At 46.1% G+C, this 25,291-nt stretch carries 23 protein-coding genes; 10 read left to right on the forward strand and 13 right to left on the reverse strand.

Going from position 1 to position 25,291, the window contains the following annotated elements:
* Nucleotides 1-11 precede the first annotated feature (11 nt).
* Nucleotides 12-752, forward strand: a complete 741-nt coding sequence (locus NF212_RS25105) for an SDR family NAD(P)-dependent oxidoreductase (RefSeq protein WP_434361765.1) — start codon at nt 12-14, stop codon at nt 750-752.
* Between the two features lie 14 nt (nt 753-766).
* Nucleotides 767-1,582 (forward strand): SDR family NAD(P)-dependent oxidoreductase, encoded by an 816-nt coding sequence (locus NF212_RS25110; protein ID WP_434361766.1) that lies wholly within the window; start codon nt 767-769, stop codon nt 1,580-1,582.
* A gap of 68 nt (nt 1,583-1,650) precedes the next feature.
* Here the strand turns inward: NF212_RS25110 and NF212_RS25115 are convergent, their stop codons facing one another.
* Complete coding sequence (locus NF212_RS25115; protein WP_434362997.1) at nt 1,651-2,658, reverse strand: MBL fold metallo-hydrolase; 1,008 nt, start codon at nt 2,656-2,658, stop codon at nt 1,651-1,653.
* 210 nt (nt 2,659-2,868) lie between these two features.
* Between NF212_RS25115 and NF212_RS25120 the strand changes: the two genes are divergently transcribed.
* The gene (locus NF212_RS25120; protein WP_434362998.1) at nt 2,869-3,480 is read left to right on the forward strand and encodes a TetR/AcrR family transcriptional regulator; all 612 of its coding nucleotides are present in this window, start codon (nt 2,869-2,871) and stop codon (nt 3,478-3,480) included.
* Between the two features lie 70 nt (nt 3,481-3,550).
* Here the strand turns inward: NF212_RS25120 and NF212_RS25125 are convergent, their stop codons facing one another.
* The 4 genes from NF212_RS25125 to NF212_RS25140 all read right to left on the reverse strand — a co-directional run bounded on the left by NF212_RS25125 (nt 3,551) and on the right by NF212_RS25140 (nt 8,699).
* Nucleotides 3,551-4,885, reverse strand: a complete 1,335-nt coding sequence (locus tag NF212_RS25125; protein ID WP_434361768.1) for an NAD(P)/FAD-dependent oxidoreductase — start codon at nt 4,883-4,885, stop codon at nt 3,551-3,553.
* A complete protein-coding gene (locus tag NF212_RS25130) occupies nt 4,866-6,320 on the reverse strand; it encodes an aldehyde dehydrogenase family protein (RefSeq protein ID WP_434361770.1) in 1,455 nt (484 codons plus the stop codon). The genes NF212_RS25125 and NF212_RS25130 overlap by 20 nt, the downstream gene beginning before the upstream one ends.
* Complete coding sequence (locus tag NF212_RS25135) at nt 6,317-7,510, reverse strand: aromatic ring-hydroxylating oxygenase subunit alpha (protein WP_434361772.1); 1,194 nt, start codon at nt 7,508-7,510, stop codon at nt 6,317-6,319. Before NF212_RS25135 ends, NF212_RS25130 begins: the two co-directional genes overlap by 4 nt.
* Before the next feature lie 256 nt (nt 7,511-7,766).
* Complete coding sequence (locus NF212_RS25140; RefSeq protein ID WP_434361774.1) at nt 7,767-8,699, reverse strand: LysR substrate-binding domain-containing protein; 933 nt, start codon at nt 8,697-8,699, stop codon at nt 7,767-7,769.
* 323 nt (nt 8,700-9,022) lie between these two features.
* On the opposite strand from NF212_RS25140, the gene NF212_RS25145 reads away from it, so the two are divergent.
* Nucleotides 9,023-10,498 (forward strand): DEAD/DEAH box helicase, encoded by a 1,476-nt coding sequence (locus NF212_RS25145; protein ID WP_434361776.1) that lies wholly within the window; start codon nt 9,023-9,025, stop codon nt 10,496-10,498.
* Between the two features lie 321 nt (nt 10,499-10,819).
* Nucleotides 10,820-11,671 (forward strand): esterase/lipase family protein, encoded by an 852-nt coding sequence (locus NF212_RS25150; RefSeq protein ID WP_434361778.1) that lies wholly within the window; start codon nt 10,820-10,822, stop codon nt 11,669-11,671.
* Between the two features lie 84 nt (nt 11,672-11,755).
* Here the strand turns inward: NF212_RS25150 and NF212_RS25155 are convergent, their stop codons facing one another.
* From NF212_RS25155 to NF212_RS25190, 8 genes are all read right to left on the reverse strand, one after another.
* Nucleotides 11,756-12,070 (reverse strand): cupin domain-containing protein, encoded by a 315-nt coding sequence (locus NF212_RS25155; RefSeq protein ID WP_434361780.1) that lies wholly within the window; start codon nt 12,068-12,070, stop codon nt 11,756-11,758.
* Nucleotides 12,071-12,204: 134 nt separating this feature from the next.
* Entirely contained in the window at nt 12,205-13,206 is a 1,002-nt protein-coding gene (gene gntR / locus NF212_RS25160; RefSeq protein ID WP_434361782.1) for a gluconate operon transcriptional repressor GntR, read from the reverse strand.
* A gap of 144 nt (nt 13,207-13,350) precedes the next feature.
* Nucleotides 13,351-14,838, reverse strand: a complete 1,488-nt coding sequence (gene gndA, locus NF212_RS25165; RefSeq protein WP_434361784.1) for an NADP-dependent phosphogluconate dehydrogenase — start codon at nt 14,836-14,838, stop codon at nt 13,351-13,353.
* Nucleotides 14,839-14,861: 23 nt separating this feature from the next.
* Nucleotides 14,862-15,359: a gluconokinase gene (locus NF212_RS25170; protein ID WP_434361786.1), complete on the reverse strand. Its 498-nt coding sequence runs from the start codon at nt 15,357-15,359 to the stop codon at nt 14,862-14,864.
* A gap of 64 nt (nt 15,360-15,423) precedes the next feature.
* Nucleotides 15,424-16,701 (reverse strand): TRAP transporter large permease, encoded by a 1,278-nt coding sequence (locus NF212_RS25175; protein ID WP_434362999.1) that lies wholly within the window; start codon nt 16,699-16,701, stop codon nt 15,424-15,426.
* A gap of 151 nt (nt 16,702-16,852) precedes the next feature.
* Nucleotides 16,853-17,398: a TRAP transporter small permease subunit gene (locus NF212_RS25180; RefSeq protein WP_434361788.1), complete on the reverse strand. Its 546-nt coding sequence runs from the start codon at nt 17,396-17,398 to the stop codon at nt 16,853-16,855.
* A gap of 55 nt (nt 17,399-17,453) precedes the next feature.
* Nucleotides 17,454-18,470: a TRAP transporter substrate-binding protein gene (locus NF212_RS25185; protein ID WP_434361790.1), complete on the reverse strand. Its 1,017-nt coding sequence runs from the start codon at nt 18,468-18,470 to the stop codon at nt 17,454-17,456.
* A 390-nt stretch (nt 18,471-18,860) separates the two neighbouring features.
* Complete coding sequence (locus NF212_RS25190; RefSeq protein ID WP_434361792.1) at nt 18,861-20,057, reverse strand: acetate/propionate family kinase; 1,197 nt, start codon at nt 20,055-20,057, stop codon at nt 18,861-18,863.
* Nucleotides 20,058-20,418: 361 nt separating this feature from the next.
* Here NF212_RS25190 and NF212_RS25195 point away from each other — a divergent pair, with 361 nt between their 5' ends.
* From NF212_RS25195 to NF212_RS25215, 5 genes are all read left to right on the forward strand, one after another.
* A complete protein-coding gene (locus tag NF212_RS25195; RefSeq protein WP_434361793.1) occupies nt 20,419-22,065 on the forward strand; it encodes an AMP-binding protein in 1,647 nt (548 codons plus the stop codon).
* A gap of 417 nt (nt 22,066-22,482) precedes the next feature.
* The gene (locus NF212_RS25200) at nt 22,483-22,782 is read left to right on the forward strand and encodes a DUF406 family protein (RefSeq protein WP_434361795.1); all 300 of its coding nucleotides are present in this window, start codon (nt 22,483-22,485) and stop codon (nt 22,780-22,782) included.
* A 198-nt stretch (nt 22,783-22,980) separates the two neighbouring features.
* Nucleotides 22,981-23,130 (forward strand): hypothetical protein, encoded by a 150-nt coding sequence (locus tag NF212_RS25205; protein WP_434361796.1) that lies wholly within the window; start codon nt 22,981-22,983, stop codon nt 23,128-23,130.
* Between the two features lie 553 nt (nt 23,131-23,683).
* Entirely contained in the window at nt 23,684-24,478 is a 795-nt protein-coding gene (locus tag NF212_RS25210) for a hypothetical protein (protein WP_434361798.1), read from the forward strand.
* A 200-nt stretch (nt 24,479-24,678) separates the two neighbouring features.
* Complete coding sequence (locus NF212_RS25215) at nt 24,679-25,188, forward strand: ClbS/DfsB family four-helix bundle protein (protein ID WP_434361800.1); 510 nt, start codon at nt 24,679-24,681, stop codon at nt 25,186-25,188.
* Nucleotides 25,189-25,291: the final 103 nt, after the last annotated feature.

The following is a 25,291-nucleotide window of genomic DNA, read 5'->3' on the forward strand; positions in this document are numbered from 1 at the left end:
GGGAGTACAGTATGGAAATAGAAAATAAAGTCGCACTGGTAACCGGGGCGGGTGGAACACTGGGTGAGGCCATTGTCCGTCGTTTTGTCGAACTTGGTATGAAAGTCGCCATGATTGATATCGACGGTACCCGGCTGTTGGATCTGGCCGAGGAGCTGGGTGAAAACACCCACCCTATCGCCATTGACCTAAGCAATGAAGAAGCCATCGATTTCGCTTGCCAGGAAGTACGCGCAAAGTGGGGAAAAGTCGATATCCTGGTAAACAATGCCGGTATTCTCACCAATAACAAAGCAGCAGAAACCAGTTCAGAGGAATGGCGCAAAGTAATGGCTGTGAACCTGGACAGCGCCTTTTTGCTGTCGAGGGAATGGCTGCCCTCAATGAAAGAACAAGGCTGGGGTCGCATCATCAATATTTGCTCGCTGGCAGCAAAAACTGGTGGACTGACAGCCGGTACAGCGTACACCACTTCCAAAGGGGGCATGACTGCCCTCACCTTCTCCCTGGCAAGGGAAGCAGCAGAATTTGGTGTCACTGTTAACGGTATTGCCCCGGCTTACATCAAAACCAAAATGGTGATGGAGCAACTGACTGAAGCCCAGCGGGAAGCTCTGCTGGATGCTATCCCGGTACGGCGTTTTTGTGAGGCGGAAGAAGTGGCACATGTTGTCGAATTCCTCGCAGACCCACTTTCCGGTTTCATCACAGGTGAAGTTGTCGATATCAACGGCGGCCTGCATCTCGATTAAAAGGATTTAAAAAAATGACAGACAAAATTGAACCGATAATCAATTTCCAAAAAGAGCTGACCGGCTTAACTGATTTATCCGGCAAAGTAGCTTACGTACCCGGTGGCTACGGCGGTATTGGTGAAGCCATCGCCTGGGGGCTGGCGGTTGCCGGAGCGTCCGTTGTTATAGGTGGACGCAGGCTGGATAAAGCAGAAGAGCTGGCAGCCAAGCTTAGAGATGCCGGTTTTGAAGCAACGGGTGTTGGCGTAGATGTAAAGTCCGTGGATGAAATACAGAAGTCGGTTGATGCTGTTGTCGAAAAGTACGGTCAAATCGATATTCTGATGAACTGTGTCGGTATCCAGCGTGAGCAGCCGATGACGGAAGTGTCAGAAGATGCCTTTGATGAGGTTTATGAAGTAAACCTGAAAGCGTCAATGTTCCTCGCCCAGGCAGCAGCACGCTACCAGATCGACAGAGGCCAGGGTGGCAAACAGGTTCACTTGCTGTCGGTACGTTCACAGCTTGGCCTGCGTGCGAGGGGTTATTCGGCATACTGCGCGACAAAAGGCGCATTGGTCATGCTTATCAAGCAACACGCAATGGAGCTGGCACCGCACAACATTACGGTTAACGGGGTTGCACCTACCTTCGTCTATACCGAAATGATCCGGCACGTAATGGAAAACGAGGAGTTCCGTACCCAGTTGCTCAGCCGTATTCCTCTTGGACGCATCGCCGACCCTAAAGATATCGTCGGACCATCTGTATTCTTCTGCTCGGCTGCATCTGACTTTGTTACCGGCCAGACGCTTTATGTAGACGGTGGTATTACTGCCAGCCAGTAAAAAGATACGTTTCATAAAAACGAAGCCGCCTGATTTGGCGGCTTCGCTGTTTCAGTCTGGTTATTCCGTTAACCTTTCCACCATTCATTAACCGGCGTGGGGTTTCGGATTTCCATTCTTTGGCCAATTTCCGGCACAGACAGACTAACATCCCTTTCTTCGCTGATTTTCTTCGCCTGCTCCATGGGCTCGTGCCAGTCATGCATCGCAAGGTCAAACGTACTGTTGTGGATAGGCATCATCACCTTTCCTTTCAGGTCAATGTGCGCCTGTACACTTTGCTCAGGAAACATGTGGATATTTGACCACAGCGTATTGTATGCGCCGGTTTCAACCATGGTCAGGTCAAACGGGCCATATTTGTCGCCAATTTCCCGGAATCCATCGAAGTAGCCGGAGTCACCGCTGAAGAACACGTTCGCCTGTTTCGCAGTGATCACCCAACTTCCCCACAGTGTTGAGTCCCTATCCCGAATACCACGCCCTGAGAAATGCTGTGTCGGGGTGAAGGTGTAGTTGATACCGTTGAAGTAGTGCGATTCCCACCAGTCCAGCTCAACGATTTTGTCTGCAGGCACACCCCAGTTTTGCATGACCTGACCCACTTTAAGCGGGACAAGAAACAAGCTGACTTTGTCAGAGAGCTTCTTTACAGAGTCTTTATCCAGATGGTCGTAGTGATCATGGCTGATCACCACAACGTCGATGTCCGGCAATGCCTCAAGGCTAATGGGTGTCTTGTGGAAACGCTTGGGCCCCATAAATTGCACCGGGGACGCCCTGTCACTGAAAACCGGATCTGTCATCACCAGTTGACCGCCGAGTTTCATCAACATGCTAGAGTGACCCATGCGGTAAACGACATCTTCTTTCTCTTCCAACAACTGTTCTGCCGTCATCGCATGAACCGGCAGCTCAAACGTCGGTGTTGGGTTAAGACGCTCAACCTTAAAGTACGCTTTCACAATCTCGAGAATGTTGTCCTCTGCTTTAAATGCAGGATCACTGTTTACAAATTTCGCCGGGTACCGGTTGGTCGTGGTGTCATTTGAGCAAGATGTGAAGATGCCTGTCATCGCGATTACTCCCAGTGTTGTTAAGAGGGTGTTCTTCAAAGGTGGTTTTTGTTTTGTCAGCCATCTCATTACACAAACTCCCAGTGCCACAAAATTCGAAACCAACGAACCATTAAGTAAACTACTCGGTGTAGTTTACAAAATGAGCATGAAAAGTAAACTGATTAGTGTAAAATAGTTAAGATTAATTTCGTGATGGTTTTTAACATGATGAAACAACAGAAGAAATCGCGAAGCGAATTAAAGCGTGATGCCATTCTCTGCGCCGCCAGGGAGGCATTTCACGAGTTTGGCGTACAAAACACCAGTATGGATAAGCTGGCTTCACTGGCCAACGTTTCTAAACGAACTGTCTACAACCACTTCTCTTCCAAAGAAGCACTGGTGATGGAATTGCTCTCCGAGCTTTGGCTTAACTCTACCCCTCCGGAGTCTCTAAAAGGTATGGAGAGCCAGAGTCTGGAAGTGCAGTTAACGACACTGCTGCTGCAGGAAATCAACGTTTTTGCCCAGCCTTCCTACCTGGATATGGCCAAGGTGGCTTTTGGACACTTTCTGTTTAAACCGGAAGAACTCCAGGAGCAGATAAACCAAATGAGTAAAGAAGACACTGCGCTCTATGTCTGGTTGAAGCAGCAAACGGAAGCCGGCACTCTGGACATCAATGATCTGTTAAAGGCCCTTTCCCAACTCCACAACTTGATTAAAGGCGCTGCTTTCTGGCCTCAGCTTATTGGCGCCAAAGCCCCGATTGAAGGCGAGGAATCGCGTATGCTCGCCAACGATACCGCACGGTTGTTTTTGAGTTTTTATGCCAAGTGACAACCACATGAGTGCTCTCCAAGACCAATTCATTGATTTCTGCCATGCTTCACAGCCTGTTGGCCTTCAGCTAAATCTCACTCCGGCTTTGCCATTTGGCGAGCCGGATACGTGTTTTTACTCCAATACCCAATATCGGCTCCGGAGGATTCAAGCTGGGCATACCTGTAACTTGCCTGATGTCTTCGAGCAATGCTGAGTCTGCTCCTATCGCGAAATCAGCCAGCAGTGTTCCTGATATTGTCCCCCAAGCAGCACCTACTCCGTTGTCACAGGCGGTGGCATAAACACCCTCATCCAGTTGGCCAAAGAAGTTAGTGAAATTTCGAGATATGGCGTAAGTCCCTCCCCATGTGTGGGTAAAGGGAACATCCCGCAATGCCGGATAACGCGCTTCGAATGCCTGCCGGTGGTTGGCTTTTACCTTTGTCCGAAATTGGTCACTGATGCTGGCACCATAGCTGGAAACATGCTGGTAGGTGTTGCGAATAATTAGCCGCCGGTCTGCGGTCATCCTGACCGTTGTACCGGCATGATCAGCCGGTGTTAAACCCCAGTCCAACTGTCCGTTGTAGCGATCCATTTCACTGTCAGTGAGCGGGCGAGTCCAACTTGCAAACGTCATTACCGGCAGCATCCGGTTTTTCAGGTAGCCAAATTCGCGGGTAAAAATACTCGTTGCCAACAATATATTCGGCGACGACAGGCTTCCATTTTCGCCGCTGATTTTCCAATGGGTTTTGCCAGCAGAATGCCACCCAGCTTTTTCGATCCGGTGAACCGGCGACTGTTCATAAACATCAATGTTTTCAGGTAATGATTCAGCAAGCCCGCGCACCAAAGCTGCCGGCTGCATAAGGTAACTGCCGGATGTATAGATTGCGCATGAGTAATAATCTGTTCCCAGCACAGACGACAGTTCCCTGTTCGCAACATGCCGATAGGGTTCACACAATGCCTGAAGCAGGGTTTCGAAATGGTCGAGAAACGCCTCCCCCCGGCTTCCTACCGCGGCCTGGTATTTCCCCGCCGGGGACCACTGGCAATGAATGCCATATTTCCTAACCCAATGCTCAAGCATTGCAATCGCAGTCCGGTTAAGGTTCAGCAACTTCAACTTGTGAGACGTATCCGGATGTTCCAGCGCAAACTTGTGGGGAAGATCTATAACAAAGCCGGAGTTCCGTCCGGATGCACCTTCACCAATGCGTTGGGCATCAATCAGGGAGATCCGAGCCTCGGGTTTGAGTTCGCCAAGACGCCTTGCTGCTGACAACCCGGCAAAACCTGCACCAATAACTACGTAGTCCGCTTTTTGATTACCCTGAAGCCGGACGGGGTCATCCGGAGAGGGCAAAACGTCATACCACCCGCAGCAATTGTCATCATTCGGCAGACGAATCATCAGTTCTCCCGGATTCCGCAATCCGAACTGTTGTACTGCGGGTTTGGACATAACCGAAGATCGCTTCCTGTCCCTTTTCTCGCCCAAACCCGGATAACCCTACCCCTCCAAACGGCGTCTCCACGCCACCGGCAAACCACTCATTGACGAAAACCTGTCCCCCCCGGAGTTGCCGGGCAACGCGGAGAGCGTCATTCAGATTTTCACCGAAAACTCCGGCGACAAGCCCAAACTCGGTTCCGTTTGCAATGCCAATGGCTTCCTGTTCAGATTTGAACGGCATAATGACAATAACCGGCCCAAAAATTTCCTGCCGGGCGATATCCAATTCAGGGGTAGCTTCTATCACGGTCGGTAATACAAAAAAGCCGTTTGTGTCCAGAGCTGCGTCGCCTGTCAGAACGTTCGCTCCATCGTCCCGTGCTTTGTCTATCATCTGTAATACCCGGGTTTGCTGTTCCCTTGAAATCAGCGGTGTGATATCTGGTTGATGCTCCCCGTGGCCGATAGAGAGACCGGAAGCAAGTTCCGTTACAGCGCGTTTTATTTCTTCATACCGGCTTTCGTGGACGACCAACCGGGACATGGCTGAACATACCTGCCCGGCGTTAAAAAAAATACCGGTTTTTACGCTTTGAATTAGGTTGGAAAGGTCTGCGTCTTCCAATACAACAGCCGCTGATTTTCCACCTAATTCCATCACTGAAGGGGTGACGCTTGATGCTGAATCCGCCAATATCCGTTTGCCTGTTGCCACCGATCCGGTAAACACAATTTGATCTGTCAAACAATGCCTCACCAGGTGCGCGCCAACCTCTTTACCCTCACCACAAATAAGCTGCAATGCCCCACTTGGAAACCCGGCATCCAGAATCGCATTGAATAACATTGTCATTGCCAGTGGTGACAGCTCCGGTGACTTCACGACTACCGCATTTCCGGCAGCCAGTGCCGGAGCCAGAGAGCGAGCACAAATAGACACAGGAAAATTCCAGGGTACAATTTGTACAGACACACCAAAGGGCAGATATTCGGTAAAGTTGATATATCCGTCACCGAGCGGCACCGACGTACCTTCGATTTTGTCTGCCAACCCGGCGTAATATTCAAAGTACCGTGCAGCTTCGAGGAATTCATCCTTGGCGTCTGCCAGCGTTTTTCCATTCTCCCGGCAAAGCACAAGCGCAGCATCATCAGCAATATCCCGGATTGCCACCGCAGCTTTTAACATCCATCCTGAACGCATTGCCGGGCGCACTTTTGTCATCGAACCACTTTCAACACACTTTTGCGCCGCAGACATTGCCTGCTCTGCGTCGTCTATGCCTGCCAGCGCAATGGTCGCGTATGGCTCTCCGGTAGCAGGATTGTTTACTGTCAGTATCGATTCAGAATCGCGCCATTTACCGTCAATAAAATTGAGGTAGTGTTTCATTCAATATTCTCCAACGCCGTTTTCACCCGGGTAGCCAGCCACTTTTGGAAAAAATGCGTCGGCAAGTCCATTTCTGGAGAAAATGCACCGCCCCCAAAACCGGGAGATTGCCGCCCCATCTGCATCCCTTCAACGGCAGAAATGTCCTCGCCAAATACCACCCGCCATGATTCCAGCGTAGCAGCCCGGCAATCGGCATACCTGTCACTAATGGCTTCATCACCGACATAAAAAATGCGTAGGTGTTCAACGCTTTTTCCTGAGCTTTTCGGCTCCACCACCATGGCAAACGCGTGATCCGCCTGAATACCAAGGAGCACATTAGGGAAACACGCGACATATTCAGCATGTCGGATTTTGTCGCGGGGCCAGGCTGGAAATACAGGCAGCTGAGTGCCAGCAGTATCCGAAAGGTTGTAGGCTAAGCTCCCCTGCCCGGCGAAACTGTCCCCAAACATAATGTTGTAGTGGTCTTCAAGGCGCGAGTAGGTATTAAGAGAAGGATGGACCCAGGGCAGATGGTACGCTTCGCAGTAGTTCTCCACAGCAAGCTTCCAGTTACATGCCACTTCAATTTCTAGGTTTTCTCCGGCCTCGCTCTGGCGCATCAAATCCAGGCCATTCTCGCCAACAAACGCTTTCCAACGCTGCGCCAGCGGGAGAATAAAGTCTTCAAAAGGTTCAGCCTCTCCGGAAAGATTAACAAAAACCAATCCCATCCAGACCGTTGTTCGAAGCGGTTTCAGACCATGTTTTTCACAACGGAATCGCTCATCGCGGTGTTGGTTCATTCCGCCGATATGCGGTGTACCCACCAGCTTGCCGTTAAGGTCATACGCCCATGAGTGGTAGGGACAACAAATCATTCCCTTCAGTTCACCGGCCTCTTTTACCAGCTTCATTCCCCGGTGGCTGCAAACATTATGGAATACCTGAATCTCACCTTCCCGATTGCGGATGATAAGAAGCGGAAGCCCCATAAAATCAACCGGCTTCACATAAGCATTTTGGGGTAGATCCCCAGCAAATCCGATGCAGGTCCAGGAAGGGCCGAATACGTTGTCTCGCTCGAAAGCAAAATAGACATCACTTGTGTAGGCATCGTTGGGCATTCCATGTGCTTCGCTGATGGGCTGCAACACGCCTTCGATTTGCTTTAAAGGAATGCGGGAATCACCGGTTCTTTCCATGACATACTCTCCGTGAAACTAAAACACAGACTTGAACTGGCCTGTTTGGCCTCAATTAACGGAAAATATGGGTCATGCGACTGAAAACCGACAAACGACTTTCTCGCCTTCCATTCATGAGTTTTTATCATGGATGACAAGGGATGATTTTATTGCTTTAATTCAATGATTTAAATTGACGCAAAAACTATATAAATCTCCCCAAAACCAGCAATGTCGTTTTTAAGCATGACAATGACGCATCTTGTGTTTTGCGTCAGGACATGCGCAACCCCTTGTTGCCGACCTTCTGAGGTATCTGTTCCAACATCCATTTACGGAAGCGCTTAACACCGGAGGGCACAACACCACGGTTTCTTGGTTCAAGCATCAGGAAATTGGAGTCTGAAATTAGCACCTGGTCAACGGGCCGAACCAATTCGCCATTTTGCAGATAAGTGTCCACCAGCGAGCCCCACGCAAGTGCTATCCCCTGCCCGTTAATCGCCGCCTGAAGAAGCATTGGATAGTTGTTAATATTCATCCGGCTTCGCGGGGGGACATTGGGAAGCCCGACCGCGCTGAACCAATCCGGCCAGTTAACCCAATCCCGTTGGGATTCATCCAGACAAAGCAACGTTTTGCTGAATACGTCCTCAGGCGATCCCATCTCGCCGAGGCGCTCAAGGTAACCGGGGCTACAAACCGGGAAGACTTCTTCCGGGAACAGAACAGTCGAGTCCATTCCCTGGGGTGGATGGCGAAAATAAAACAGCGCAAAATCGCAATCTAACCGGCGAAGGTCGACAGCGTAATCCGACGCAAGTATCCGCAAATCAATGTCTTCATTTTCACTTTGGAACTGCGCAACTTTCGGAAGCAACCAGAGAGAGGCAATCGCATTTGTTGTCGCTACTGTCACTTGCTGATCGCCCTGCCAGCGTTTTATCTCTCCGGTAGCCTGCGCCACATCCCACAATGCCCGGTTGATATTCTGATAATACTGAAGGCCTGAGGGGGTCAGATAAATACCCCGGTTAGCACGGGAAAACAGTTCGATCCCAAGATACTCTTCCAGATGCTTTACCTGGCGACTGATTGCTCCCTGGGTGACATGCAGTTCCGTCGCAGCCAAGGTAAAACTCAGATGCCTAGCAGCAGCTTCAAATGCAATAAGGCTATTCATCGGAGGTAAAGGCTTAATTTTCATTGTCACCCACACTGCAAATCGTTAGGCATCTCTTTTGAAAGCATATTCCGACCGTATAAAACAACGCGTTCCGATAACGGAAATCATCACAAAATTGCAGAACCGGTCACTATTTTGACTGGCAATCTCCTGTTTTAACTGCATTTATGCTCAACCAAACACCCATTCATACTGTTCAATGCCTTTAAGCAGAACCGCGACAGTAAAAACTATTGATTGAAGCCCCAGCCCAAAAGCCTCAGAATGGCGGACTTTCTTCCCGGAAGCACCTACCGAACCTCTCGGCTTGCCTCCCTCGCTGTAACCAACAGAGAATTAAAAACATGGGTTTTACCTCGTTAGGCCTTTCTGCTCCTATCCTGAAAGCGATTGAAGAACAGGAATACACCACGCCTTCCCCCATTCAGGCACAGGCCATTCCTGCCATCCTTGACGGAAACGATGTCATGGCAGCAGCCCAGACCGGAACCGGCAAAACAGCCGGGTTCACCCTTCCAATCCTGGAGAGGCTAAGCGATGGGCCCCGTGTTAAAAGCAACCATATCCGCGCTCTGATCCTTACCCCAACCCGTGAGCTTGCCGCACAGATTCATGAAAATGTGGTGAACTACAGCCGCCACATGCGACTGCGCTCCACGGTGGTATTCGGCGGTGTAAAAATCAACCCGCAGATGATGAACCTTCGCAAGGGCTGTGACATCCTCGTTGCCACCCCTGGCCGCTTGCTTGACCTGTACAGCCAGAATGCGATTAAGTTCTCACAGCTTGAAGTACTGGTACTGGATGAAGCTGACCGCATGTTGGATATGGGCTTTATCCGAGATATCCGCAAGATCCTTGATCTGCTGCCAAAACAGCGCCAGAACCTGATGTTCTCGGCCACTTTCTCAGACGACATCCGCCAACTGGCAAAAGGCCTGGTGAACAACCCGGTCGAAATTTCGGTGACACCGGCCAACTCGACTGCCCGCACTGTTGAACAATGTATCTACCCGGCTGACAAAAAGAAGAAATCAGCCATGCTGGCGAAGCTGATCCACGACGGCAACTGGCAACAGGTTCTGGTATTCAGCCGCACTAAACACGGTGCAAACCGTCTTGCCCGTTTCCTGCACGCTAACGATATCACCGCGGCAGCAATCCATGGTGACAAGAGCCAGGGTGCACGTACCAAAGCCCTGGCTGATTTTAAGTCTGGCAATGTTCGTGTATTGGTAGCAACAGACATCGCTGCGCGTGGTATCGACATTCCCCAACTGCCACAGGTTGTGAACTTCGACCTGCCACACGTGTCTGAAGACTATGTGCACCGTATTGGCCGCACCGGTCGTGCAGGTGAGGTGGGTATGGCTGTTTCTCTGGTGTGCGCTGAAGAAGCAAGCGAGCTGTTTGGTATTGAACGACTGATTAAGCAGGTACTGCCACGCATCGATCTGGACGGTTTCAAACCAACTACCGCCCTGCCTGAGTCAAAACTGGATACCCGCCCTATTAAACCAAAGAAACCGAAGAAGCCTAAAAAGCCAAAGGTGAACGGTTCAGCAAATAACGCTGACAATAGCCAGGGACCAAAACCTGCTTCAAACAAACCACGCCGCTTTGACGACAAAAACCGTTCAGGCAGCAATGGTCAAAACCGTGGTAACCAGAACCGCAGTGCAAACCGCAATAACAACGCCGGTCGGGCTGCCAGCAGTGAAAACCGCGAAAACACAGGTGGCAACGCCAGGCCATCCCGGAAGCCACAGCGCCGGCCAAACAACGGCAAAGCTCGCACATCTAACTCGAGCCAGGCTTAAAACTGCATACCGGTAATTTGCTACATGGCCGCATTTCTCAATGCGGCTTTTTTGTGTAAGCAAGAACCAGTTGCCCCCAACTCACCACACATGGCAAAAGACTGACCATTCCCGCCCTTTAAGCGGCGTACTTATTCATCGTTCCTATCTTTTAACTGTCCTTTTTGGAAGCTCATCGCAAACTGCCGATTGAAACTGCGTTAATCCCAGCTCACTTTACGAAATCACTCTCAAGGGGATTACGTGGCGGGTGTCATTCCAAGCTCAGTCATTACCGTTTTCAAAAGGGAGAAAAACAGAAATCGATAAGAGGGAAATACCATGGCAAAAGTTATTGTTCTGATTCACGGACGCTCACAAAAACCGGACATTGAAACCCTGACCGCAGGCTGGAAAAGCGCCATCAATGAGGGATTGTTGCATAGTACTACTCTGCCCTCCCTAAAAGGCGTGAAAGTAGAAATGGTTTATTACGCTGATCTTCACTATACCAATGGCCCGGTTGCTGATAGTGACAATGAAGAACCTTATTTGAAAGCTGAACCCGGCAGCATCCGGCGCTACAAGCTTGGGTTGATTGATCGCTTGCGCCGTACCGCCACAAACTGGTTCGATACCCCTATCGACTGGCTGGAAGAACACAGTAAGGTGTTTTCCACACTGGCACGTAAAATCGCCAAGAAAATGCTGAAAGATTTGGGTAAGTACTATTCACAGCCCACTTTTAAAACAAGTGTCGACAACCGCCTGCGCGATGTGTTGGTGGAAAACAAGGACAATGAAATCATCCTGGTTTCTCATTCCATGGGCACCATTGTCGCCTACGAGGTTCTTCGTAAATTGGGCCGTGATAACCAAGTGAAAGATTTCCAACTTGAACATTGGATTACATTAGGCTCGCCGTTGGGTATTTCCGCTGTCCAAGGCAATATTATCAACACCCATAACCGGCTCAGAACCCCTTCCTGTGTGAGGGCAAGCTGGGTAAATTTTTCAGACCCCGGAGATTTTGTCTGCCTGGATACCCACCTTGCCGATGATTACGAGGCAAACAGTACCAAGATTGGTGTAAAAGACATTCTGGTCTGTAATGACTACCCGAACAACGAACACAAATCGTATGGTTACCTGAGAACACCGGAATTCTCTGAGCACCTTGCATCGTTGTTGTAAAAACCTCAATACAAAGGTCTGGTGTAAATTTCAGAAGCCGGCGCAACGTCGGTTTCTGGCCGAAACTACAAACAGCCTCACCGGTTAACGATAAAACACTACCAGCCATACCGTTATTTCGTCCGGCGCCGTCTCAATGACCCGGTGTCGCTCGTGGGCGTTGATGTTGATGTAATCCCCATGATTCAGTCGCACCTTGCGCCCGTCATCAAACTCAATGATTCCGTATCCTGAAAGTACCAACACCCATTCGTTATCATCCTGATCGTACCATTCACCTTCCACAGTACTTTGTCCATGGGAGATAATCCGCTCAATGCGTATATTTTGAGTAGAAACAATGTCTTCAAAAATTTCGTCCGGGATGAATTGGGGGATCTTGCTCAGAAGGTTGGGCATGGGTAATGTAAAAATTCCTGTTGGTTGGCTTTGTTTCAATTTTCCCTATATGAAAGTGTTTTTGAGTATTACAATTAGCCGCTTGTTTGGTTTACAGCAATTCAAACAGTTTTTGTAATTTAATAAACAACAAGTTACAAGCTTTCTCCAAATGAGATCTCAAATCCCAAGTCAAAAACACGTTGGGTTATCCTCTTACCTTTAAGGCGAGCTAGTAATTCTTGTGCTGCTACTTGCCCTATCCGCTCTCTGGGAGTAATTACAGTCGCAAGCTTTGGTACCATAACCCGACTGATGTCTAAACCATGAAATCCGGCAATCCCAATGTCATGGGGAACTTTTATTCCCAGCCTATGGCACTCGTATGTCGCTCCAACGGCTAGATCATCGTTGGTACAGAATATTCCGTCGGCCTCGGGATATTTATCAATCATACGATGAAGTAACTTCGTCCCAAGTGTAAAAGAAGATGCTTCCTCTGTCTGTAAGCTAATAGGAAGCAAATTGTGTTCTAGCATCGCTTCTTCATACCCTTGCATTTTTAAACGAGTTCGTACGTCCATCCGAGCTGCAAAATAAACGATTTTTCGTCGTTTCTTTTCTATCATTGCTTTTGTCATCTCTTTTGCAGCAGCTTGGTTGTCTAGTCCAACAGCTTGGTCTATTGGGGGCGAAACTGTATCCATTATCTCGACGACTGGTACACCTGTAGTTTGTATCATTTTCCTCACTTTTTCTGTATGGAAAGATTCTGAGAGGATCACACCATCTACATTGTATGACAGCAAAGAGGCAATACTTTTTTCTTCTAGCATTTCACTATAACTATAGTGAGCCAGCATTGTTTGATATCCGGCAGGTTCAGTGATGCTCTCGATACCACGGATAACTTCAGCAAAAACCTGATTAGTTAACGATGGGACTAATACGCCGATAGCATTGCTCTTTGCTTTGGACAAAATATCTGGCACTCGATTGGGGATATAACCCGACTCTTCAACAGCTTGATCAATTTTCACTTGTAGTGACTTGGACACCAGCGTTGGGTCACGCAGATAACGACTGACCGTCATCTTAGTGACGCCTACTAAATCGGCAACATCCTGCAATGTTGGTCGTTTCTTTTTAATCACCATTTTCCAAAGTCACTCCAATTTCCCTGCACTCGTTCAAAATGTTAATCATATTGACAACTGATTAATCTCTATTTCTAGGTAGTGACATTCAAGTCAAAATGAAAAATATGTTTTAGGCCGGGTATCAGCCAGTTAGAAAAATGACTAAATATAAACTTCTTTTCGCGATGACTCACTCCAAAGGAAGTGGAACTTTTGTTCCTCAGGATGATCAATTCGCGAATATGTATGTGAACCAAAATAGTCTCTCTGAGCTTGCAACAAGTTTGATGGTAGTTTCTTACTGCAGAATGCATCAAAATAATTTAACGCAGAGCTGAGACCTGCACAGCTGACTCCAAGTAAATTGGCACTAGCAACAGTTCTTCGCCAATTAAGCTGTCGATTAAACAGCTCTTCACTGAAAAAGGGATCCAGCAAAAGGCTATCCAAACTTGGGTTTTTCACATAGGCCTCAGCAATTGACTGCAAGAAAACAGCACGAATAATACACCCTGCTCGCCATATCTTCGCTATTGCAGCATAATCAAGTTCCCATCCCTGTTCACTTGCTGTCATTTTCATCAGATTAAAACCTTGAGCATAAGCGCACAGTTTGGAACAGTAAAGCGCATCATGTAATTGTTCGATCGCATTAGTTTTATCAATTTCAAATGAAGACTCAATAACTACATCTATGGAATTAGCCACTTTCATTCGCTGAACTTTTAATCCACTTAATGATCGTGCAAAAACAGCCTGTGTAATTGTTGGAGCTGGACAACCGACTTGTAAACTCTCAACAGCACTCCATAGACCAGTCCCTTTCTGACCAGCTATATCGCAAATCATATCCACAAGGGGTGTCTTAGTCTTTGGATCTACCTGTTGGAGGATATCCACACTAATTTCCATAAGATAACTATTGAGGACACCTGTATTCCATTTTTTAAATATATTTCCAATCTCATGAGCTGATAAGTTGAGAACTTGGCGCAAATATTGGTAGGCCTCACAGATGAGTTGCATATCTGCATACTCGATACCATTGTGAACCATTTTCACATAATGACCAGCGCCTTCGGGACCAATGTAAGCAGCACATGGTTCCCCTTCACTACCCGTAGGAACCGGTTGACCATATGAATCTACCTTCGCAGAAATTGATTCCCACATAGGTTTTATCTGTTGCCAGGCAATAGCATTGCCGCTCGCCATCAAAGAGGGTCCAAAACGAGCCCCCATTTCACCACCAGAGACTGCAGTACAAAAAAATGTAAGCTTTCCAAGGTATTTTTTACCTCGTTCAACGCTGTCCGTCCATAGGCTATTGCCGGTATCTATCACAATGTCATCAGAGGTGAGCCCTTCTTTTAGCAGTTCATCAATCACATTCTCAATCGCTTTTCCTGCAGGAACTGAAAGTGCAATTACCCGGGGAGCTCTCAGCTTAGACAATACATCTTTTAGAGACTTTGCTTTTAAAAAACACCCTCGGTTCAATTTCAATGAGTCTGTAAGCGTTTTGTCGACAAGTGTAGTATTCAGGTCAAAACCTACCACATCATATTGGTTATCCAATAAATTTAATGCAAGGTTTCTTCCAATTACTCCCAGCCCCACTATGGCTATATTGGCAAAAGATAAAGACATATATATTTCCTTAAATCAACATCTTAATTTTCGTTCAGTTTCTTTAATATGTTTTCTAATATTTTTTCTGGAGAGCAACTGATATCAATAAACAGAGCATCTTCTTCGACACTAGGTTCAACCAATGTAGCAAACTGGCTCTTCAACATTTCGTAGCCATTAAAAAAATGATCATTTCTTTTCTGATATCGCCGCCAAATGGTTTCAAACTCACCTTGAAGGTAAACAACGGTCAAATTTTCGTTTCCGTCTCGTAAGATATCTCTGTATTGGGGTTTGAGTGCAGAACATGCTATCACCACTTCATTTTCCATATTAAGGATAAGATTAAGTGTCTTGAGCCAGCCAATACGGTCTTCATCTAAAAGTGGAATACCGTTACGCATTTTCTCCACGTTTTCTTTTGGATGGTAATCATCTCCGTCGAAAAACTGGAATCCCAACGCCTCAGCAAGCGCACTTCCGATAAGACTTTTCCCACAGCCTGACACCCCCATAACTAATATTTTTTTATCATCCATTGATATAAATCCCTGATCCAGTCTGTAGTTGTGAAATAACTAATACTTGAACTTGTCACTTATGTCATTTCCACCAAAGAGCCAATTCTGGGAAGACTATAACAAGAGAAAGCACTGAAATTTGCAATACAATAAATGGTAAGAGGGAAGAAAATATCTCTCCCAAACTAATATCTTTTGGTGCAACAGATTTCAAATAAAATGCAGCTGGACCAAACGGTGGTGATAAAAATGCCACTTGCATATTCAGGCAAAAAACCACTCCAAACCATACCGGATCCATGCCGAGTCCGGTAATAATTGGTACGAATATAGGCATGGTTAAAAGTGCCACTCCAACCCAGTCTAAAAACATACCGAGTACAAACAAAATGACCATCATGATCAGCAACGTAGTCATGGCGTCACCGCCACTTAAGGCCATTATGGTTTGCTCGACAAATTCAATGCCCCCCATCAGATTGTAAACTCCGACCAACGCAGAAGCTCCAATGCCTATCCATATAATCATTCCACATGTTTGCATGGTAGCAATGGCAGACTCTTTCAGCATTATCCAATTTAATTCTTTTCTGATGGCTGCGCTTAAAGCGATTCCGACGACACCCAAAGCTGACGCTTCGGTTACAGAAGCAATTCCGGTGTAGATGCTACCTAACACCGTAACTACCGCTAAAAGAGGAAAAAACAATGCCTTGAAATAGTTTTGTTCCTTTTGCGTATCTACCGCTAATTCGTCATCTGAAGGTAGAGGTGCAAGATTCGGGTTAATTTTGCAACGCACAAGAACGTAAATGATGTAAAATGCTCCTAGTATAAATGCCGGTAAGAATGCAGACTTAAACAAATCCCCTATTGATACGGATGCTGAAAGGCCATATATAATTAATACTATGCTTGGTGGTAACATCGTACCAAGCGCACCCCCGGCGCACGTTGTTCCAATAGCCAATTTACGGTCGTAACCTAACCTCAACATTTGTGGTAACGCAATAATACCTAGCAGCACAGTCTCACCTCCGATAACGCCTGACATTGATGCTAGAACAAGTGCAACAATCAAGGTCTGTACTGCTACGCCACCTCTAATTTTTCGTCCCAGACTCTTCATTGCATCAAATAAATCTCTGGCGATTCCGGAGCGGTCGAGCATTGCTGCCATCAGAACGAACATTGGTACAGCAAGAAAAACATAACTGTTTACGAAGCTATATATTCGGCTAGTAATCAATGGTAGTGCGTCAACACCAAACCATCCTAGGGTAAAAATAAGAGCAACCAAACCTGTAACAAAAGCTAACTGCATCCCTGTTAGAAGCAACACTACCATTAAAAGCAACATCAAGAGGCTGCCGTAACCAATTCCTATTGAGGATAAATCAAATAATTTCTTATCTATGTTAAATAAACCGATAGCAAAACCTAGAGTAACTAATCCGATTATCAATGGCAGAAAAGCATGTCTGCTTAACACGTGTCTGATAGAAGATAAATCAATCATTATTATCCTCCACAAACTCTTTAAGCTCATTAATTAGGTGCAATAGAAACTGAATAAACATTAAAATAACCGCTCCAAAAATCAGACCTTTAAGTAACGCAGGATATGGTGGATTCCACGCTGTTCCCGATGTTTCTAATCTAAATTCCCCCCACGGGGCATACCATGAATTTCCGACCATATGATAAGCGGCATAAATGAGTAGACCACTGAATAGCATCCCAGAAAGATGATGAAAAATATTCAGATAATGTCTAGTTTTGGATGAAACCGCATCGTAAATCAGTACTACTCGAACATGTTTGTTAGTGGCCAGTGCATAAGAACCACCAATCACAAATAGGGAACCACCTATAAAAGATGCAGTCTCATGAACCCAAATCGTTGGTGAATTGAAAACATAACGATTTAACACTTCGTAGAAAGAAATTATCACAGTAAAAATAAACAACAAGCTAAAAAACTCACTTATCTTAATAATCAATTTATCCAAAATATTTAAGGGTCTTTCTACCCTACTTTGTTTTAATTTTTTCATATATATCAAGCCGTAGTGCTGGGAGGCAAGTAAGTGCCTCCCTATTTAGGATAATTTATAGAAGACCCGCGTCTTTAAGGTAAGACGTAATAGACTGATATACTTTCTTTGCATTGGGAGATCGTTCGGCAAATTTCTCCCATTCCCCCATAGCAATCTGTCTAAACTTTTTTCGTTCTTCCATTGACCAATCATGAATTGTGATTTTGGGATTCTGTCGCGCCTGTTTCACGGCTTGTTGATCTGCGATACGAAGTTGAGTTGTAATATCCTGAGCAAAATCACGTACTGACACCGTTAAGATTTGTTTTAGGTCATCAGGCAATTGATCCCATTTCTTCTGACTCATTGAAATATCGATAGTCGGAAGTGAATGGAAACCTGGTTGAACTGGGTGAGTTGCCACATCATTCATGCCCGCATTATGGTTAGTCGAGAAAACAGTGTAGTCTGCGGCATCAATGACCCCTTTACTCAATCCAGTAAACACCTCTGAACCTGGAAGGTTTACCGGAGCTGCACCTGCAGCAGCAAAGACTTGCTGAACCAAACCCTCAGGAGCCCTAAGCTTTAAACCTTTAAGATCAGCCACCCCATTCAACGGCACCTTTGATACAAACGCTTCTACACCGGTTGTTGAACCTCCAATATATTTCACTCCGTAAGGTGCGTAGAGTTCGGTCATCAGTTCAAATCCACCACCGTAGTTAATGTATTGGAGTAATTGACGTGTATCAGACCAAGCACCAACCATATTCCCAATGAGTCCAAATGCAGGATCTTTTCCCGAGAAGTAGCCCGTTGCTGTTACATGCCCATCAATAATCCCCAATGATATGGCATCTAATGTTTCTGTATGTTTTACCACCGCTCCAACTGGCAAAATATCTATTTCAATTCTACCTCCAGACATTTTTTCAACGCGCTCAGTCCATTCTTCCTGAACCTGAAAGTTTTTATCGCCTGATGGATCACTAGATTGAAATTTAAAGTTGAAATCAGCACCTATTGCTGAAAATGAAAGTAGAGACAAAGCTGTTGAGGCAGTCAGAGTTTTCAATGTGTCCTTCATGAGTTAGTCCTTTTCTCAATTAACTTGTTATTGATGTTACCGATAACATTTTCGATGTTACCGGTAACATTTTGTAACATCTTCGACATCGATCACATTTTGTTAAAATATAGATCATTTCAATAACATTTCGACTTTTCTTGAAGCGGGAGAAATTTGGTTATCGTGAGAGCGGATATTGAACAAGTAGATTAAGGCAAACTTTAAATATAAAGCCTCGTCCGTTGTTCGACTTAGTTGCTTAGTGACAACCAGTATGGCTGGAGAATTGGGCTGATACAGAAGTACCGAATGCAATAGAGAATATAGTCTGCTGTTATCGAAGGATTGGGTTTTGCAAAAAAGGCCGCCTGTTTTCACAAGCGGCCTTCATCAACTTTTCTTATAAGGTTATTTTGCCAGCTCTGCTGCCTGCTGAGCGATAACCAGTTCTTCGTTGGTTGGAATAACCATAGCTACGGCATTCAGCATTTCTGACTTGGCAATAATGCCAGCGTTACCGAAGCGCGCATCTTCATTGCCTTTTTTATCTTCGACAAAGCCCAGCAGACGCAGGTTCTTCAGGATTTCACGGCGAATTGGCAGTGAGTTTTCGCCAATGCCACCGGTAAAGATGATTGCATCCAAATGATCCAATGGGATCATGTAAGAACCGATGTACTTGGCAACACGGTATGAGAACAGCTCATAAGCCAGTTTCGCGCCTTCGTGTCCCTGCTCCATCGCTTCGACAATACCGCGGGCATCAGAAGTCAGGCCAGATACACCGAGGAAGCCGGATTTCTTGTTCAGGCTTTCAAATACCTGCTCTGGTTCCCAGCCTTTTTTCAGCAGGAACTCGATGATACCTGGGTCCAGATCACCGGAACGCGTGCCCATCATCAGGCCTGCTAGCGGTGTGAAGCCCATTGAGGTATCAACGCTCTCACCGTTGTTGATGGCACAAACAGAGGCACCATTACCGAGGTGAACAGAGATAAAGCTGCACTGCTCTACCGGCTTGCCCAACTGTCGGGCAGCTTCTCGGCTTACATAGTAGTGACTGGTACCGTGAAAACCGTAACGGCGGATACCGTACTTGCTGTAAAGCTCGCTGTCGATAGCACCGGTATAAGCTTTCTTCGGCATGCTTTGGTGGAAAGCGGTATCGAATACTGCAACCTGTGGCAATCCAGGGAAGGCGTTTTGTGCTGCTTTAATTCCGAGTACGTGAGATGGGTTATGAAGTGGGGCTAAATCTGACAAAGCATCGATTTGTTCCAGCACATCGTTATCGATCAGAGTTGCTTTGGTAAAGCATTCTCCGCCGTGAACAACACGGTGGCCAATGGCAACCACTTTGTCACTGAGTTTTTCAGCCTGGATAAGGCCAACAATCAGGTCAACAGCCTGTTGGTGGTGGCTCTCACCCGGCTTAAGATTTACTTCTGACTTCTCTCCGTGAAGTTTCCAGCTGACACGAGCCTCGTCGAGGCCAAAGCACTCTCCCAGACCTGATAACACTGTATTCCCTGTTTCAGCTTCCATCAGTGCAAACTTCAAAGATGAGCTGCCTGAGTTCAGGACGAGTACTAAAGAATTGTTCATAAACACTCTCGTTGCTTCGTGTAGTGACGTTCAAGACCATTATTCAATTTTTTTTGAATCCTTCAACACATGCTTTAACTGCTCAACTTTTATTTAGCCGCTTAATGAGCCAGATCAATTTTTACAAAAAGACACAATTTGCCTGATTTGCAAGCAGAATCTCGGTCACGATCTGATGTGGTTAACATATTATTTTCAAATGATTTACTAGACTTGTTCAAAGAGTTACCTGTATCAAGTATTCGCATATGAAATCCGTCCAACACTTGACGGAGTAAATGCTCTAACTGTACGTTAACATTTCAATAACACTTAATTTATAACGACACTCTATTCTTACTTCGCTCTCAAGGGGGACAGCATGACCCAACCCAAACCCTATCAACAGATGCTCAAATGGGCAGTTGAACGTGGTGACGAGGTATTCCTGCGACAGATTATCAACCGGGAGTTTAAAGACTTTACCTACGCCCAGGTTGTCGACCAGGCACTCAGTATGGTTTCGGCACTTTTGAATAAAGGACTGGTCCCCGGTGACAAAGTGGCCCTTATTTCAAAAAACTGTGCAGAATGGTTTATCGCAGATCTCGCCATGCAGCTTGGTAGCTACATCAGTGTGCCAGTATTCCCTACAGCAGGCTCAGACACCATAGACCACGTACTCTCCCACAGTGAATCCAAAGCTGTTTTTATCGGTAAATTGGACGACACCACTGCAATTGAGACGTCATTGCGCCAGTTTCCCGACCTGATCACTATTGCATTTCCCTACCCGACTGCAACTTGTCAACACCAGTGGAATGATCTGGTAGCTGCGCATCCGGCAAGTGCTGAGCGCCCTTCGCACCGTGATGAAGACTTGATGTCTATCGTTTATACATCTGGTACATCCGGGCTGCCCAAGGGTGCGATGCTTAGCTACGGCGCATATGCGTGGTCTGTACAACGTCTGATTGACCATATCGGTATCCAGGAAAATGACCGTTTGTTCTCCTACCTGCCGCTGGCACACATTACCGAGCGTGTTTACATCATGGGCAGTGCAATGATGGGCGGCGTCCCTACTGCCTTCCCTGAATCTCTCGATACCTTTATCGACGATGTGAAGATGCAACGGCCGACGTTGTTTATCTCCGTTCCTCGCCTGTGGACGCTGTTTGAACAACGCATTCAGGAAAAACTGCCGGAGGCCAAACTCAACCTGCTGCTGAAAATTCCGTTTGTCAGTGGCTTGATAAAGAAAAAGCTCGCAGATGGCTTGGGCCTTGATAAAGCGCGTGTACTGGGTTGTGGCTCTGCCCCAGTATCTGCCGGGCTTTTGGAGTGGTACCGCAAAATTGGCCTTAACATTACCGAAGCATGGGGCATGACCGAAGCCTATGCCTATACCACACTGAACTACCCTTTCCGCGCAGACAAAATCGGTACAGTTGGTAACGCCGGCCCGGGTATTGAGCTGAAAATCGCCGGTGATGGAGAGGTGCTGGTCAAAGGTGGCGGTTTGTTCTCCGGATATTACAAAAATGAAGACGCTTCAAATGAATCCCTGGTTGACGGTTGGCTCCATACTGGTGATATCGGTGAACTCGACAGCGAAGGTTACCTCACTATCAATGGGCGTAAGAATGATACGTTCAAGACAGCCAAAGGGAAGTTTGTCAGCCCGGTTCCTATCGAAAAGCGCCTGTTCGAACTGAGTAATGTAGAAATGATGTGCCTGATTGGCTCCGGGTTGCCTGGCCCGGTTTTGCTGGCGCTTCCTCACAGCTTCCCGGATTTCGACCGCGAACGTTATGAGCGGAAGATCCATAAAGTCATTGAAACGATGAACAGTGAACTTGAGTCGCATGCGCATATCAAAGGTGTCTACCTTATCAAGGTGCCATGGAGCATTGAAAACGGCCTGTTGACACCAACCCTGAAGATCAAGCGCCACCTGCTTGAGAAGAAGTACCATGACATCGGCGCGAATTGGCCATCCGGCAAACTGATTCAGTGGGAAGATTAAACCCTTTCCCCAAAACTAAAACCGGCTGACACAGCCGGTTTTTTATTACGTCAATTATTATCGAAAAATCAGATTGCCTTGGTTTTCCCACAGTGAAAGTAGTAATATTACATACCCAAGTCACCTCAAGGTGCTTGATTCAGGGTGATTTCAGTGCGTTCAATTCAAGGAAAATACCTGTAGGAATGGCCGTTCCCTTTCAAAGGTATTTGACACTGAAGTGGGCACACTGAAACACTCCCGAAGGGCGAGTTTGATTGGCTCTCATCCTGCGTTGCTGTTTCTTGATTTAGAGCCACTAGATCGTCAAAACAGTGCCTTGACTGACAGCCAATAAACTCTCGCTGAAACCTGCACCTTGAGGTGATTTGGGTAATACGTTTTCTATTAAGATTTCTACTAACAGAGAGTAAAGCCATGAGTCAGGAAAACGACGTAACTGTATGCGAAGCCTGTGGTACCAACGCTGAAATCGGCTATATCATTGCCGAAGGTGATGACGTTGCACAAGTCACCATCACTGCAGCGGACAAAGAAACTGCGATGGCTGAATTTGACCAGTATCTGAACCTGGCAAAACAAGTTAACGAAAACGTTGCCCACGACATGAATGCCTGTTCATTTGTACCGGGCGAAGCCATGACCGTTAACCTGAAATTTGAATGCAGCGCTGAGAAGGTTATCTTTGAACTGCGCAGCCGTTCACTAAGCCGCTAAGCACTCGAATTTGTTGTAATTATTCAACTCGAATACGAAAATTGAATACATTTTCACCATTTATATGAGCCTGGGCTTGTATCAATCCAAAGATTGGTGGTTATTTTTCTAGGCATTGCGCTTGAAATGCAACCAGTTGTAGTCCAAAGTGAATATTGGGTCAGGCATGACCCGGACTATATCAATCAAGGTGAAAACATGGAAAACAAAGCACGCGTGCTGTCGAGTTGGAAACCTGCATCCAAGCGTGAAGCTGAAGCGATGTATCAGTTTTTACGCTACGAATTACAACAAAAATCAACTGTCCCAGCTTCCGGATTTATGGGATCAGTTAGAAAGTATAAATGATGCAAAAGGGGCCGAATCGGCCCCATTTTTTGTTTATTTCCCATACAAAACTCACTCAGTCCGTTCATGCATATTTCCATAAGAAACTGACCCGTTGGCTCGGCACTAAAGATGCTTCTTTTCCACTCCCCGTACTCAGTGATATCTTCCCACATTACTAATGGTTGCAAGCCACTACACGTTTTTCGGTGATACATTATACTCGACAGACCAATATTTCAGACCCATATCCTCAGTCAATCCAAACGTAGTATACCAATTCACGCGATAAGGGGTCTTATTCTATTGATAAATAGATGATTAACACTATTGCTTCATTCATCAATTTCGGTTCGTTTTTCTAGGCAAATCACTAATCATCCCTCCCTACCTACGTTAGAATTCCCTCAGAAAATCAGGCATCTGTAGGCAGTGGGGATGTGACCCAAGGGCGGTAGCGTGGGAAAAACAGGCGTTGGTGCTGGTTACATGGTCACAGAACTATACGGCAAAACGAAGGCAGAAAAACGGGCATGACACTTCCTATTAAATGGTTAGGTTCCAAGAGTAAATAATGACTACAGTTTGTAAACTTTGCTTAAAAGAAAAGCCTTTAAGAGAATCACATATTATCCCGCGAGCTATATATCGACGAAGAAAGCGTTCTGGAAAATCACAGCTAGTCGCTGTGACTATCGATAAATCGACATCTCCTGATTTGAGAAACTGTGATCCCAAAGAACCTCTATTCTGTAGCTCTTGCGAAAACGAGTTATTAAATGATAGGTATGAAAGGTATTCTGATAGCTTTCTCACAGGGAAGTTTCCAGTCCGGAAAACTTCCCAAGCAGTCATGTTGGATAACTTTAAATACGATAGGTTTTACCTTTATGTAATCAGCATTCTTTGGCGAGCTTCTATTAGTTCACTTGAGCAATTTCAAGGCATAGATTTGGGCGGTGATTTCAACGAAAAGTTAAGACAATGCATATACAGCGGTAGCATTAAGCTGGGAGTTTCTTTGAAATTAGATCATTTCGTAAGAGTCTCAATGTATAGGATCAAAGACGAACAGGGCATATTTGATGCCAATTTCATCAAAAGCTTAATCCTCAATCTAAATGTCTATCGTGGAGAAACTGAAGCTGAGGGTATGTACTATTACTTCATGATCGAAGGCTTTTTCATAGTAATTCGCTTTAGTGCTGAAAATGACTTGCATGCGGTACGTACTCATAGAGAACCAGCACAAGTTACGGGTGTCTTTAACTCGTTGTCTGTACCATTCTGTGATTTTAGAGAAATTCCTGTATTAGAACACTCGCTGAATAGTTTAGTATGGAAAGTTAAAAATCACGGGAAGTTGTAACTTGACAAACGATTATGGCGTCAATAGCTAATTAGAAACTCATTTATCTTTGAATGTGGCGCCATCTCTTACCATTCAATTCAAAGTACACCAAAGGAAGTAGGAAATATGGTTACCTCCGGTATTTAAAGCGACACCTAAGTGTGGCAAATCCTCGTGAGGGGGAATCCATGTCACTCGTTATGTGAATGGAGGTCAAAATGTCTTCTGTGCCAAGAAATAAGGACGAATTGGAGTTAGCTATAAACTCAATATTTCCGAAACTCATGGCTGACTATCGTTCAATTCCGGAAAGCAAAGCTCGCAAACCAGGAGTAGATGGAAACGTCAAAGGTACAGTCATTAGCGTTAGTGATACAGTGGCTTACTTGATTGGTTGGGGGAGACTCGTTCTTAAATGGCATCACTTAAGATCTCAAAACCAACATGTTGATTTCCCGGAAACTGGTTATAAATGGAACCAATTAGGCTCACTCGCTGAGAGCTTCCACGAAGAGTATCGTGAGTGGAAATATGATGATTTACTCATTGAGCTTGAGTCTACGGTTAACGAGATACTTTTACTCATTTCAAGCTTAAGTGACCATGATTTGTATGGTGTTGCGTGGTACGAACAATGGACTTTGGGGCGCATGATTCAGTTTAATACATCATCACCCATGAAAAATATGCGTACAAAAGTTCGGCGTTTCAATCGAGAATTCACATAACACATACCTGACCCTCTCCGCTCAATAGGCAATAGCGTTCGTTTGCCTGTGTCAGCGGCCAATACCCTCGAACAACCAACTCTGCCGTGCTATGGTAAAACCT

The sequence above is a fragment of the Parasalinivibrio latis genome, from assembly GCF_036825535.1.
GTDB lineage: Bacteria > Pseudomonadota > Gammaproteobacteria > Enterobacterales > Vibrionaceae > Parasalinivibrio > Parasalinivibrio latis.